Source organism: Pseudomonas sp. BJa3 (genome assembly GCF_026343815.1).
Lineage (GTDB): Bacteria > Pseudomonadota > Gammaproteobacteria > Pseudomonadales > Pseudomonadaceae > Aquipseudomonas > Aquipseudomonas soli.
The window spans coordinates 195,670-208,655 of sequence record NZ_JAOXMC010000010.1 but is presented as its reverse complement, the minus strand read 5'-3'; the positions used below and the strand labels follow the sequence as shown (position 1 = coordinate 208,655).

Genomic DNA, 12,986 nt, shown 5'->3' with positions numbered 1-12,986 from the left:
CATGCAAGAGCTCATCAACACCACCCTGCTGATCATCGGTGGCGGCCCCGGCGGCTATGTGGCCGCCATCCGCGCCGGGCAACTGGGCATCCCCACCGTGCTGGTCGAAGGCCAGGCCCTGGGCGGCACCTGCCTGAACATCGGCTGCATTCCGTCCAAGGCGCTGATCCACGTGGCCGAGCAGTTCCACCAAGCCAGCCGCTACACCGAACCTTCACCGCTGGGCATCAGCGTGTCCTCGCCGCGCCTGGACATCAGCCGCAGCGTCGAGTGGAAGGACGGCATCGTCGACCGCCTCACCAGCGGCGTCGCCGCGCTGCTGAAAAAGCACGGTGTGAAGGTGATCCATGGTTGGGCGAAGATCCTCGATGGCAAGAGCGTCGAAGTCGAAGGCCAGCGCATCCAGTGCGAACACCTGCTGCTGGCCACCGGCTCCAGCAGTGTCGAACTGCCGATGCTGCCGATTGGCGGGCCGATCATTTCCTCCACAGAGGCCCTGGCGCCCAAGGCCATGCCCGAGCACCTGGTGGTGGTCGGCGGCGGCTACATCGGCCTGGAACTGGGTATCGCCTACCGCAAGCTGGGCGCCAAGGTCAGCGTGGTGGAAGCCCGCGAACGCATCCTGCCGACCTACGACGCGGAGCTCACCGCGCCGGTGGCCGACTCGATCAAGAAACTCGGCATCGCCCTGTACCTGGGCCACAGTGTCGAAGGCTATGCCGACGGCTGCCTGCTGGCCAGCGACGGCCAGGGTGGGCAACTGCGCCTGGAAGCTGACCAGGTGCTGGTGGCCGTGGGTCGCCGTCCACGCAGCAAAGGTTTCGGCCTGGAAAGCCTGGACCTGAAGATGAACGGCGCCGCCATCGCCATTGATGAGCGCTGCCAGACCAGCATGCGCAACGTCTGGGCCATCGGCGACGTGGCCGGCGAGCCGATGCTGGCGCACCGGGCCATGGCCCAGGGCGAGATGGTCGCCGAGATCATCGCCGGCAAGACGCGACGTTTCGAGCCGGCCGCAATCGCCGCGGTGTGCTTCACCGACCCGGAAGTGGTGGTGGTCGGCAAGACCCCGGAACAGGCCGGCCAGCAAGGTGTGGATTGCATCGTCGCGCAGTTCCCCTTCGCCGCGAATGGCCGGGCCATGAGCCTGGAGTCGAAGAGCGGCTTCGTGCGCGTGGTGGCTCGCCGTGACAACCATCTGATCCTCGGCTGGCAAGCCGTGGGCGTGGCGGTTTCCGAACTGTCCAGTGCCTTCGCCCAGTCCCTGGAGATGGGCGCGCGCCTGGAAGACATCGCCGGGACCATCCATGCCCACCCGACGTTGGGCGAGGCGGTACAGGAAGCGGCGCTGCGCGCCCTGGGGCACGCACTGCACATCTGATTGAAGACACTGAAGCGGCACTAGCCGATTTGGCCCGCTGCGCCCCAGGCGCCGCGGGTCTTTTTTGACCATCACTCGGCTACGGTGTTCTTGCCATCCGCCTTGGCCCGATACAGCGCCTGATCCGCCCGTGCCAGCAACCCGCCGACATCGTCACCCTCACGCCACTGCACCACGCCATAGCTCATGGTCAGCCGACACGTGCCGATGGGCTCGATCGCCGCCATCGCCGTGCGGATCGCCGACGCCACCTCACAGGCCTGTTCCAGCGATGTGCGCGGCAACACCACGGCAAACTCATCACCTCCCCAGCGGGCCAGCAGCCCCCGACCACCCAGGCACTGACGGATGCGCTCGGTGACCTCGATCAACGCGGCATCCCCGCGGGCATGACCGTGCAGGTCGTTGATCGGCTTGAAGTCGTCCAGGTCCATGGCGATCAATGCCAGTGGCTCACGGAAGCGCCGGGCGCGCTCACACTCCTGCTGGAGCGTTTTCTCCAGGCGATAGCGGTTGGCGGTACGGGTCAACGCATCCCGCTCGGCCAGCTCGCGGTTCTCATCCAGTTGCCGCTGCAATTGCTGGTTGACCCATGACAGCTCACGGGTACGTTCGGCCACCTGGCCCTCCAGCGATTGGTTGCGCTGTTCGAGCTCCTCCACCAGGCGCTTGCCTGCGTCGATATTGCGATGGGCCCCGAGCATTCGCGCCACCGAGCCATCGGCGTTGCGGGCGATGATATGGCCGCTGTCCTCGACCCACAGGTAACTGCCATCCTGGCAACGGCACCGGTACTCGATGCGGTAGCGCTCGTTGCGCTGGGTGATATAGGCCTCGAAATGCGCCATCACCCGCGGATAGTCCTGCGGGTGTATCACGCTTTCCCAGGTCAGCACGGAGTTGTCCAGCGAGTGACTGGGGTAACCCAGCATCGCGTACCAGCCCGGGTTGCGGTAGACGTAGCCGCTGTTGGCATCCCAGTCCCAGATGCCGTCGCTGATCAGTTCGAACAAGGTGTGCAATTGCTGCTCGGTGAAGCCAGCCGGTATCGGCTTTGCTGCCTGACTCATGGACGCTCTCCCTGTTGCCCAGCAACTGCGCCCCGTAACCGGTGCTGCCGACACTTGCTATTTTTTGCCGCTAGCGGCAATACCGTTCCTCTGCCGGGCAAGCATATTCCGAGCGAAAGGTCGCCGGAATAGCCCTTACGGCCTATTTTGCCGCTCCACCACCGCTGGCACAGCTTTTGCCCCTTTAGTCGCCTCTCTAACAGTCGTTCATGGAGGAAACATGCTTATCACAGCGAACGGCCTGGGGTGGCAGACCGTGCAGCAACAGCAACGCAGCGTTCTCGAACAGTCTGCAGCACAGTTGCCTGCGCTCCAGCCGCTGATGGCCAGCGCGAAAACCTCAGCACAGCAGAACAATCAGGGCAGCACTTCGCAGCAACACGCCGAAGACAATCGCAAGGAGGCCTTCGCCAAGCTGATGGTCATGCTGCAGAATCCGGACGCGGCCAAGCGTGAACAGGCCAGCGTGGGCAAACAGGAAGGATCCAGCGCCCTACAGGAGTTTCGCGATTTCATGGCCAAGTCGCCGGCAGAGAAGATCAAGGAAAAGATGCTTCAGGAGCTCGGCTTGAGTCCGGAGGAGTACGACGCGTTGCCGCCCGAGCAAAAAATGAGGGTCGATCAGCTGATCGCTCGACGTATGCAGGAAGAGATTGAAGCGAAGGTCCAGGCCAAGGTCGAACATCAGGCGCAAAACGCGCAGGTCGCCAGCCAGTCGCAGGGCAGGCTAGCCTCTGAGGATGCCCGGGATACCGAGCAACGTTACAGCGCCCAGCTCTGAGGCAGGTACGCGGGCACACTGGGCTATGGAAAAGCACAAGGGGAAATGGCGTCCCAGGCAGGATTTGAACCTGCAACCTTCCCCTTAGGAGGGGGATGCTCTATCCAATTGAGCTACTGAGACACTGGAGCCAACAGCGGACGCTGTACGGCGGGGACGGCGAGCATGTTAACCAGCATGTGCGCATTTGTCATGTATCAATCGGGCATTATGCACGTCGGCCTTTTACCCTCCGTGTCAGCGATCACGCCTTCGCTACGCAACAGTGCAATCAACGCCTCCACCGCACCGGCCAACGACCCGGAATTGTCCACGACATGCACGCCGGAATCGTAGGCCTGCAGCCTGAAGTTTCGGGCCAGGCGCTGCTCGATCTGCTCGGTGCTCTCCCGCCCCCGGGCTAGCAAGCGCTGGCGCAGTTCCGGCGGTGAAACGACCAGCCCCACGGCCACGAGGTCGGGATAGCGCTGCCGGGCAATCGGCAGGTACGCCCGGGAACCGTTGACCAGTACCGAGCGCCCTGCAGCGAGCCAGAGATCCAGCTGTGCTGGGATGCCATAGCGCAGGCCATTGGCCTGCCAGTCCAACGCAAAGGCCCCCGCTTCGCGCATCGCCTCGAAACGTTCTGCGCTCACGCCATGCGCGGCTTCACCCTTGGCTTCGGCAGAGCGCGTGATGACCCTCCGGGCGGTTTCAATCCCTTGGGCGAGCAATCGCTCACGGACCGCCTCGAGTAGGGAATCTTTTCCCGCCCCAGACGGTCCCATGAGGTATATCAAGCGACCCCTTGAGGCCGCCCCACCGCTTGCGTCATATTGCATAGCCACTATGCTCAATGTATGGAAAACCAGCGCATTTAGTGATTTTCCCTGACCCTTTGCTGTCTTTTACCAGATTTTGACGGCATTTGTCTGACACCTGTGCAATTCGATGAATGTGAAACTTTTCAAACCAGTGCTCATTTCTGATAATTGGTACTGGCAAAAAGCCTTTATCGAGATCACTATTTGTCACAGAATTGACGCCAAGGAAACGGCGACCATGAGGCAAGATGAAGAACCAAAATCACATCACGGTTGAACATTTTGTCGTCGCCGCGGTCGTACTTCCACCGTGCGGCCAATTTGAGAACCGCTCCCCTGAACCAGAACAACCGGTCAATTTATATGCGCCCAATGAAACAGGCTATCTACTCCAGCCGCACCGCTGACAAGTTTGTCGTCCGCCTGCCAGACGGGATGCGTGAGCGCATTGCCGAGGTAGCGCGCAACCATCACCGCAGCATGAACTCCGAGATCATCGCCCGCCTGGAGCAGAGTCTCATCCAGGAAGGTGCTCTGGGTGACGAGCTGAGCATGCGCCTGGACAGCCCAGAGCTCAGCCTTCACGAACGCGAACTGCTGCAACGCTTCCGCCAGTTGTCCCACCGCCAGCAGAATGCGCTGGTCGCCCTCATCGCTCACGATGTGGAAATGGCCGCCGACGCGTCCTGATCCAACCAAGCGCACACAAAAAAGCCAGCGTAAGCTGGCTTTCTTGTTTCTGGCGTTCCGTCGACCTACATCAGGAACAGCGTTGCCAGGCCGAGGAAGATAAAGAATCCACCGCTGTCGGTGACGGCAGTGATCATCACGCTCGACCCCATTGCCGGATCTCGGCCCAGGCGCGTCAGCGTCATCGGGATCAGTACACCCATCAGCGCTGCCAGCAGCAGGTTCAAGGTCATCGCGGCGGTCATGACCAACCCCAACGACCAACTGCCGTACAGCCAGAACGCCACCACCCCGATCACACCACCCCAGACCAGGCCATTGATCAACGATACCGCCAGCTCCTTGCGCATCAGACGGCTGGTGTTGCCCGGTGACACCTGGTCCAGTGCCATGGCGCGAACGATCATGGTGATGGTCTGGTTGCCGGAGTTACCGCCGATACCGGCAACGATCGGCATCAATGCCGCCAGGGCCACCAGCTTCTCGATGGAGCCTTCGAACAGGCCGATCACCCGCGACGCCACAAACGCGGTGATCAGGTTAATGGCCAGCCATGCCCAACGGTTGCGCAGCGAGCGCCAGACCGAGGCAAAGATGTCTTCCTCCTCGCGCAGACCGGCCATGTTGAGCACTTCGCTCTCACTTTCCTCACGGATCAGATCGACCATTTCATCGATGGTCAGGCGGCCGATCAAGCGCTCTTTCTTGTCCACCACCGGAGCGGAGACCAAGTCGTATCGCTCGAAGGCCTGAGCCGCGTCGTAGGCATCTTCCTCGGGGTGAAAGGTCACCGGGTCATTGGCCATGACCTCCGCGACTTTCTTGTCCGGGTCGTTGACCAACAAGCGCTTGATGGGCAGCACGCCCTTGAGAATACCGTCGTAATCGACCACGAACAGCTTGTCGGTGTGCCCTGGCAGCTCTTTGAGCCGGCGCAGGTAGCGCAATACCACTTCGAGGCTGACATCTTCGCGGATGGTGACCATCTCGAAGTCCATCAACGCACCGACCTGCTCCTCGTCGTAGCTCAGAGCCGAGCGCACACGCTCGCGCTGCTGGGCATCGAGGCTCTCCATGAGCTCATGAACGACATCGCGAGGCAATTCCGGAGCCAGGTCGGCGAGTTCGTCGGCGTCCATCTCCTTGGCGGCCGCCAGCAACTCGTGATCGTCCATGTCGGCGATCAGGGTCTGGCGCACGGCATCGGAGACTTCAAGCAGGATGTCGCCGTCACGGTCGGAGCGCACCAACTGCCAGACCGTCAGGCGATCGTCCAGGGGCAGGGCTTCGAGGATGTAGGCGATGTCGGCGGGGTGCAGGTCGTCGAGCTTGCGCTGCAGCTCGACCAGGTTCTGGCGGTGGACCAGGTTTTCCACCAGGTCATGGTGATGACCTTCCTGACGGTGCGTCAGGTCCTCGACCACCCGCTGGCGCTGCAACAGTTCGATCACCTGGGCCAGGCGATCCTGCAGGCTGTCTTGGGTTTTCTTTACTTCGATTTCGGTCATAGGCGAACTCCACTCCCAGCAGCGGAGCACGCCGGGAGAATCAATCGGTCAGATCTGTCTGTATGAAGCGTGTTAGCGAGTAACTACTGGGTAAGTCCATGGTGGTATTCCACAAGCCCCGGCGGGGCTGACGGGCGCAATCATACACTGTGCAAGCTGTCGGATCGCTTAAATTTTTGGCTAGAACAATCGTTTGCGCGCTAAAGCTATGACAACGCTCGAAGCCATCAGTGCGACGGTTGCTCTGGCGTTAAAAGCACATTCGTTTTGTATCGACTCGATCTACAGCAGCAGATCCTTGCAAGGTTCGCCTACAGCAGTAGCTTAGATGGACATCTGCGACAATTCAGCGCATACGGAAAACAAAAAGCCCGCTCAAATGAGCGGGCTTCTTGATGTATGGCGGACTCAGCAGGATTCGAACCTGCGACCGCTCGGTTCGTAGCCGAGTACTCTATCCAGCTGAGCTATGAGTCCGTGGTGGTAGTTTTAGGCCAGATTACCACTGGCTTGTTGAAGCGTCTTTGCAAGCAGAGCCACTTCAAAAAGTGGCGGACTCAGCAGGATTCGAACCTGCGACCGCTCGGTTCGTAGCCGAGTACTCTATCCAGCTGAGCTATGAGTCCGTGGTTGGTAGTTTTAGGCCAGATTACCACTGGCTTGTTGAAGTGCCTTTGCAAGCAAAACCACTTCAAAAGTGGCGGACTCAGCAGGATTCGAACCTGCGACCGCTCGGTTCGTAGCCGAGTACTCTATCCAGCTGAGCTATGAGTCCGTGGGGTAGTTTTAGACCAGGTTACCACTGGTTGATTGAAGCAGCCTTGCAAGCAAAGCCACTTCAAAAGTGGCGGACTCAGGAGGATTCGAACCTCCGACCGCTCGGTTCGTAGCCGAGTACTCTATCCAGCTGAGCTATGAGTCCGTGTCTTGCCGTGCCATTCGAATCGCTTGAAGCGCTTCAGGCAAATAATGGCGGTGAAGGGGGGATTCGAACCCCCGATACCCTTATGAGGTATACTCCCTTAGCAGGGGAGCGCCTTCGGCCACTCGGCCACCTCACCGCAACACGAGGCGAATATTAAACACACCCTTCCTCGTTTGCAACCCTTTTTTTGAAAAAAACTTCAAAAGAATTAAAGGCTTGGCTCCTCGTCCTTCTCTTTCTTGATCCGCAGGTAGATTTCCTCGCGGTGAACGGCCACTTCTTTCGGCGCGCTCACGCCGATACGCACCTGGTTGCCTTTGACACCCAGGACCGTCACGGTGATCTCACCGTCACCAATGATCAGGCTCTCGGCGCACCGACGAGTCAGAATCAGCATAGTTTTCTCCTCACATGAATCTTCAGGGACAACAGTCTTTGAAAAGCTGGGCCTGGCCGGGGACGACGGCACTGGCCCGGATCGACCGCCACGGCTGCCTGGACAGGGACAGCCGCTGCGACCAGAAACGCGAAGGGCGCGGCAAGCCGCGCCCCTCCAGGCAGCGTGTCACTCACCCTGTCGGGCAGGAGCATCGAGCTCGAACGCGGTGTGCAGCGCGCGTACGGCCAGCTCCAGGTACTTCTCTTCGATCACCACCGAGACCTTGATCTCGGAGGTGGAGATCATCTGGATGTTGATGCTCTCCTTGGCCAGGGCCTCGAACATGCGACTGGCAACCCCTGCGTGGGAACGCATGCCGACGCCGACGATCGATACCTTGGCAATCTTGGTGTCGCCGATCACTTCACGCGCGCCGATCTCGCGGGCGGTGTTCTCCAGCACGCTCAGCGCCTTCTCGTACTCGTTGCGGTGCACGGTGAAGGTGAAGTCGGTGGTGTTATCGTGCGAGACGTTCTGCACGATCATGTCGACTTCGATGTTCGCGGCGCTGATCGGGCCGAGGATCTTGAAGGCAACGCCTGGGGTGTCCGGGACGCCACGAATGGTCAGCTTGGCCTCATCACGGTTGAAGGCGATACCGGAAATGATCGGCTGTTCCATGGATTCCTCTTCATCGATGGTAATGAGGGTACCCGGACCCTCCTTGAAGCTGTGCAGCACGCGCAGCGGGACGTTGTACTTGCCGGCGAACTCCACCGAGCGGATCTGCAGCACCTTGGAACCGAGGCTGGCCATTTCCAGCATCTCCTCGAAGGTGATCTTCTCCAGGCGCTGGGCCTGGGGCACGACACGCGGGTCGGTGGTATAGACGCCATCGACATCGGTGTAGATCTGGCACTCGTCGGCTTTCAGCGCCGCCGCCAGGGCCACGCCGGTGGTGTCGGAGCCACCACGACCGAGGGTGGTGATGTTGCCGTGCTCGTCGACACCCTGGAAACCGGCAACCACCACGACACGGCCGGCCTTGAGGTCGGCGCGGATCTTCTGGTCGTCGATCTGCAGGATGCGCGCCTTGTTGTGCGCGCTGTCGGTGAGGATGCGCACCTGGTTGCCGGTGTAGGACACCGCCGGCACGCCACGCTTCATCAGGGCCATGGACAACAGGGCGATGGTGACCTGCTCGCCGGTCGAGACGATCACGTCCAGCTCGCGGGGTTCGGGCTTGTCGGTGATCTGCTTCGCCAGGTCGATCAGGCGATTGGTTTCCCCGCTCATCGCCGACAGCACGACCACCAGGTCGGTGCCTTGCTCGCGGAATTTCTTGACCTTGTCGGCAACCTGCTCGATCCGCTCGATGGAACCGACAGAGGTACCGCCAAATTTCTGTACGATCAACGCCATTTCAAAGGTGCCTCAGCCCTAAAGGGCCCCAAAAAACAATCCAACATGAAACGACCGGCGACTAGACCGCCGGCCGCCTCATCTCAAAGTCCCTGCTCGGCGAACGGCACTGCCAGGGCCAGGGCCTTGTCCAGCGCGGCGACGTCGACGCCACCACCCTGGGCCATGTCAGGGCGACCGCCGCCCTTGCCACCGACCGCCGCAGCGGCTTGTTTCATCAGATCGCCAGCCTTGAGTTGGCTGGAGAGGTCCTTGGTCACGCCAGCCACCAGCACGACCTTGCCCTCATGCTCGCTGCCCAGCAGGATCACTGCATGGCCGAGCTTGTTCTTCAGCTGATCGACGAGCGCCAGCAGGGCCTTGCCATCCTGCCCATCCAGGCGGGCGGCGAGGACCTTGGCACCCTTGACCTCAACGGCCGCGTTGGAGAGATCGTCCCCGGCGGCGCTGGCGGCCTTGGCCTGCAGCTGCTCGAGCTGCTTTTCCAGCTGGCGGTTGCGCTCGAGCACAGCCGACAGCTTGTCGATCAGGTTGTCGCGGTTGCCCTTGACCAGCTGCGCGGCTTCCTTGACCCGCTCTTCGGCAGCGTTCAGGTAGGCCAGCGCAGCGGCGCCGGTGACCGCTTCGATACGGCGCACGCCAGAGGCCACGCCGCCTTCGCTGATGATCTTGAACAGACTGATGTCGCCGGTGCGCTTGGCATGGATGCCGCCACACAGCTCGACGGAGAAATCACCGCCCATGCTCAGCACACGCACGGTGTCGCCATATTTCTCACCGAACAGTGCCATGGCGCCCTTGGCCTTGGCGGTTTCGATATCGGTCAGCTCGGTCTCGACCGGGGTGTTCCTGCGCACTTCGCGGTTGACGATGTCTTCCAGGGCCTTGATCTGCGCAGGCGTCACCGCCTCGAAGTGGCTGAAGTCGAAACGCAGGCGCTGACTGTCGACCAGCGAGCCCTTCTGCTGCACGTGATCGCCCAGCACCTGGCGCAACGCTTCGTGCAGCAGGTGAGTGGCCGAGTGGTTCAGCGAGGTGGCGTGTTGCACCTCGGCATCGACCTTGGCCTCGACCGGCGAGCCGATGACCAGCGCACCGCTGGCGACCACGCCGTGGTGCAGGAAGGCACCACCGGTCTTGGTGGTATCGCGCACGTCGAAGCGTGCGGCAGCGGCCTGCAGGTAGCCGCTGTCGCCAACCTGGCCGCCGGACTCGGCGTAGAACGGCGTGCGGTCGAGCACGACCACGCCTTCCTCGCCTTCGCCCAACTGGTCGACCGACTGACCATCCTTGTACAGGGCGACGATCTTGCCTTGCCCTTCGGTAGTGTCGTAGCCGAGGAAATCGGTGGCGGTGTCGACCTTGACCAGGCTGTTGTAGTCCATGCCGAAGGCGCTGGCGGAACGGGCACGCTCGCGCTGGGCTTCCATTTCACGCTCGAAGCCGGCTTCGTCGATGGTCAACTCGCGCTCGCGGGCGATGTCGGCGGTGAGGTCCATGGGGAAGCCGTAGGTGTCGTACAGCTTGAACACCACGTCGCCCGGGACGACCTTGCCCTGCAGTTGGGCCAGGTCCTGCTCGAGGATGCGCAGGCCCTGCTCGAGGGTCTTGGCGAACTGCTCTTCCTCGGTCTTGAGCACGCGCTCGATGTGCGCCTGCTGGCTCTTCAGCTCAGCGAAGGCTTCGCCCATCTCGGCCACCAGGGCGGCGACGATCTTGTGGAAGAAGCTGCCCTTGGCGCCCAGCTTGTTGCCGTGGCGGCAGGCGCGGCGAATGATGCGGCGCAGCACGTAGCCACGGCCTTCGTTGGACGGCAGCACGCCGTCGGCAATCAGGAAGCCGCAGGAACGGATATGGTCGGCGACCACTTTCAGCGATGGCTGGTCGTCGTTGCTGCAGCCGATGGCTTCGGCGGCGGCGGCCAGCAGGCTCTGGAACAGGTCGATCTCGTAGTTCGAGTGCACGTGCTGCATCACCGCACTGATGCGCTCCAGGCCCATGCCGGTGTCCACCGACGGGGCGGGCAGCGGGTGCAGGACGCCGTCGGCGGTACGGTTGAACTGCATGAAGACGTTGTTCCAGATCTCGATGTAGCGGTCGCCGTCTTCTTCCGGCGAGCCGGGTGGGCCGCCCCAGATGTCGGCGCCGTGGTCATAGAAGATCTCGGTGCACGGGCCGCACGGGCCGGTGTCGCCCATGGTCCAGAAGTTGTCGGAGGCGTACGGGGCGCCTTTGTTGTCGCCGATGCGCACCATGCGCTCGGCCGGCACGCCGACTTCCTTGGTCCAGATGTCGTAGGCTTCGTCGTCGCTGGCGTAGACGGTGACCCACAGCTTTTCCTTGGGCAGGTTCAACCACTTGTCCGAGGTCAGGAAGGTCCAGGCGAAGGTGATGGCATCGCGCTTGAAATAGTCGCCGAAGCTGAAGTTGCCCAGCATCTCGAAGAAGGTGTGGTGACGGGCGGTGTAGCCGACGTTTTCCAGGTCGTTGTGCTTGCCACCGGCGCGCACGCACTTCTGGCTGCTCACGGCGCGGGTGTAGGCGCGCTTTTCCTGGCCGAGGAAGCAGTCCTTGAACTGGTTCATGCCGGCGTTGGTGAACAGCAGGGTCGGGTCATTACCCGGGATCAGGGAGCTGGAGGCAACGCGAGTATGTCCCTGCTCTTCGAAGAAGCGGAGGAAGGCTTCACGGATTTCTGCGCTTTTCATAGGTTCTTCCACGGAAACGGCGGCCACACGTCGAATCGACGAAACGACGGCAAAGGGCCGCATTATATCGGTCCTGCAGTCTCGGTGCAGTGTGTTTATGCGATAGAAACCGTCGATTGGACGGCTTGCAGGGCTAAAGCAATTGAAAACGGCATGACCGCGATGCTATCGCCAGCGTTTCGCTACTGGCAAGCCAATTACGGTCCCGGGGCAGGGAAAATTAACAGGTTGGTGAATTAAAAGAATTTCATCACCGAAGGGATCCAAAATCGCAGGCGCGGGCTTGCCCCGCGCCTACGGGTATCAGGCCAGGCGTTGCCCCGAATCCGGGACGATCAGGATGCCGGCGCGCAGCCCGTTCTTCACCTTGGGGTTGGGGAAGATGATCCGTGCGCCCTCCTCCTCCACCACCCAACGCGTCTCGGCCAGGTCCTCGGCCAACAGATCGCCCTTTTTCAGCTCGGAGAAGTTTTCGATGTCCGCCGGCAGGTGCAGGCGGAAACTGTCGCTGTGCTTGATGATCTCGCGGGCGACGCTGAACAGCTTGAGGCCATCCAGGGACTGCTCGATCTGCGGCTCGGTATCTTCGATGAGCTGGATCAAGCGCGCTTCGAGCTTGTCGAGGTTGACCTCCTCGTTCTGCCCGAACGGGCGGGCCTTGCCGAGCTCCAGGGTGAAGGCCTCGGCATCGAGCTGCTCATAGGTGAAGGCGCTGAAGGTGATCGACGACTTGCTCTGCAACAGCACCGCCTCCATACCGGCCGCCGCCAGACGCGCCAGCTCTCGGCGGGAGTGCTGGCGGCCTTCCTTGTAGGGATACAGCGCGAACTGCTCGATCTTCGACCCACGAATGGCGGTATGCAGGTCGTAATGCAGGCGGGTGCGCTCGGGTTTGCTGAAAAATACCCGGGCAAACTGCTCGAGCTCTGCGGCACGCAATGCCTCGAAGCCACTGGACAGTTCATGCCGACCATTGAACAGCCGGTTGATGTCCTGCTCGATGAAACGCTCACCCTTGCGGATCGCCGCGGGATTGCCGAACAGGAACAGCACCCGCGCACGCGGCTTGATCTCGCCGTTGGCCACACCGTGCAGCAGCCTTTCGAGCAACTCGATCGGCGCTGTCTCGTTGCCATGGATACCAGCCGACAGCAGCAGGTCGAGCCCGCAATCCTCACCTTCGGGCGGGCGCACTTCCAACGCACCCTCCCCCAGCCAGCGCAAACGCACGCCCCGGGTGGTCACTTGGGTCTTCTCGGCCGGTTCGTGATCGGTCAGGGTCAGCTCAAGCAGTTTGCCAAGGGCGAGCATAGGCGCTT

Annotated in this window: 10 protein-coding genes and 6 tRNA genes; 3 read left to right on the top strand and 13 right to left on the bottom strand. The window is 61.6% G+C overall.

Annotated elements, in window-relative coordinates:
• Position 1: 1 nt before the first annotated feature.
• On the top strand, positions 2-1,381 hold the full coding sequence (gene lpdA / locus OH705_RS15025) for a dihydrolipoyl dehydrogenase (RefSeq protein ID WP_038706570.1): 1,380 nt from the start codon (positions 2-4) through the stop codon (positions 1,379-1,381).
• A gap of 71 nt (positions 1,382-1,452) precedes the next feature.
• Here the strand turns inward: lpdA and OH705_RS15020 are convergent, their stop codons facing one another.
• Positions 1,453-2,451, bottom strand: coding sequence for a sensor domain-containing diguanylate cyclase (locus OH705_RS15020; RefSeq protein ID WP_023629442.1), 999 nt, complete (start codon positions 2,449-2,451; stop codon positions 1,453-1,455).
• A 256-nt stretch (positions 2,452-2,707) separates the two neighbouring features.
• Here OH705_RS15020 and OH705_RS15015 point away from each other — a divergent pair, with 256 nt between their 5' ends.
• On the top strand, positions 2,708-3,232 hold the full coding sequence (locus tag OH705_RS15015; protein ID WP_323873493.1) for a hypothetical protein: 525 nt from the start codon (positions 2,708-2,710) through the stop codon (positions 3,230-3,232).
• 46 nt (positions 3,233-3,278) lie between these two features.
• On the opposite strand, the gene OH705_RS15010 is transcribed toward OH705_RS15015, so the two are convergent.
• Both OH705_RS15010 and phnN read right to left on the bottom strand, forming a co-directional pair.
• Positions 3,279-3,355: transfer RNA gene (locus tag OH705_RS15010), tRNA-Arg, on the bottom strand.
• A gap of 74 nt (positions 3,356-3,429) precedes the next feature.
• Positions 3,430-4,053: a phosphonate metabolism protein/1,5-bisphosphokinase (PRPP-forming) PhnN gene (gene phnN / locus OH705_RS15005; RefSeq protein ID WP_267302439.1), complete on the bottom strand. Its 624-nt coding sequence runs from the start codon at positions 4,051-4,053 to the stop codon at positions 3,430-3,432.
• A gap of 345 nt (positions 4,054-4,398) precedes the next feature.
• Here phnN and OH705_RS15000 point away from each other — a divergent pair, with 345 nt between their 5' ends.
• Positions 4,399-4,725: an Arc family DNA-binding protein gene (locus OH705_RS15000; protein WP_003254499.1), complete on the top strand. Its 327-nt coding sequence runs from the start codon at positions 4,399-4,401 to the stop codon at positions 4,723-4,725.
• A 65-nt stretch (positions 4,726-4,790) separates the two neighbouring features.
• Here the strand turns inward: OH705_RS15000 and mgtE are convergent, their stop codons facing one another.
• The 10 genes from mgtE to astE all read right to left on the bottom strand — a co-directional run bounded on the left by mgtE (position 4,791) and on the right by astE (position 12,978).
• Entirely contained in the window at positions 4,791-6,233 is a 1,443-nt protein-coding gene (gene mgtE / locus OH705_RS14995) for a magnesium transporter (RefSeq protein WP_023629439.1), read from the bottom strand.
• A 400-nt stretch (positions 6,234-6,633) separates the two neighbouring features.
• Positions 6,634-6,710: transfer RNA gene (locus tag OH705_RS14990), tRNA-Arg, on the bottom strand.
• A 72-nt stretch (positions 6,711-6,782) separates the two neighbouring features.
• Positions 6,783-6,859 (bottom strand) — tRNA-Arg (locus OH705_RS14985).
• A gap of 72 nt (positions 6,860-6,931) precedes the next feature.
• Positions 6,932-7,008: transfer RNA gene (locus OH705_RS14980), tRNA-Arg, on the bottom strand.
• A 70-nt stretch (positions 7,009-7,078) separates the two neighbouring features.
• Positions 7,079-7,155, bottom strand: a tRNA-Arg gene (locus OH705_RS14975).
• Positions 7,156-7,203: 48 nt separating this feature from the next.
• A tRNA-Ser gene (locus OH705_RS14970) sits at positions 7,204-7,294 on the bottom strand.
• Positions 7,295-7,366: 72 nt separating this feature from the next.
• Complete coding sequence (gene csrA, locus OH705_RS14965; protein ID WP_003254503.1) at positions 7,367-7,555, bottom strand: carbon storage regulator CsrA; 189 nt, start codon at positions 7,553-7,555, stop codon at positions 7,367-7,369.
• A 168-nt stretch (positions 7,556-7,723) separates the two neighbouring features.
• Positions 7,724-8,959, bottom strand: coding sequence for an aspartate kinase (locus OH705_RS14960; RefSeq protein ID WP_028691060.1), 1,236 nt, complete (start codon positions 8,957-8,959; stop codon positions 7,724-7,726).
• 83 nt (positions 8,960-9,042) lie between these two features.
• On the bottom strand, positions 9,043-11,667 hold the full coding sequence (gene alaS, locus OH705_RS14955) for an alanine--tRNA ligase (protein WP_160291116.1): 2,625 nt from the start codon (positions 11,665-11,667) through the stop codon (positions 9,043-9,045).
• 303 nt (positions 11,668-11,970) lie between these two features.
• The gene (astE, locus tag OH705_RS14950) at positions 11,971-12,978 is read right to left on the bottom strand and encodes a succinylglutamate desuccinylase (RefSeq protein WP_267302438.1); all 1,008 of its coding nucleotides are present in this window, start codon (positions 12,976-12,978) and stop codon (positions 11,971-11,973) included.
• Between the last annotated feature and the right edge of the window lie 8 nt (positions 12,979-12,986).

Coding starts and splice junctions, on each gene's coding strand:
- phnN (WP_267302439.1), bottom strand. CDS start 4,053: ATGCAATATGACGCAAGCGGTGGGGCGGCCTCAAGGGGTCGCTTGATA.
- OH705_RS15020 (WP_023629442.1), bottom strand. CDS start 2,451: ATGAGTCAGGCAGCAAAGCCGATACCGGCTGGCTTCACCGAGCAGCAA.
- OH705_RS14960 (WP_028691060.1), bottom strand. CDS start 8,959: ATGGCGTTGATCGTACAGAAATTTGGCGGTACCTCTGTCGGTTCCATC.
- astE (WP_267302438.1), bottom strand. CDS start 12,978: ATGCTCGCCCTTGGCAAACTGCTTGAGCTGACCCTGACCGATCACGAA.
- mgtE (WP_023629439.1), bottom strand. CDS start 6,233: ATGACCGAAATCGAAGTAAAGAAAACCCAAGACAGCCTGCAGGATCGC.
- alaS (WP_160291116.1), bottom strand. CDS start 11,667: ATGAAAAGCGCAGAAATCCGTGAAGCCTTCCTCCGCTTCTTCGAAGAG.
- lpdA (WP_038706570.1), top strand. CDS start 2: ATGCAAGAGCTCATCAACACCACCCTGCTGATCATCGGTGGCGGCCCC.
- csrA (WP_003254503.1), bottom strand. CDS start 7,555: ATGCTGATTCTGACTCGTCGGTGCGCCGAGAGCCTGATCATTGGTGAC.
- OH705_RS15000 (WP_003254499.1), top strand. CDS start 4,399: ATGCGCCCAATGAAACAGGCTATCTACTCCAGCCGCACCGCTGACAAG.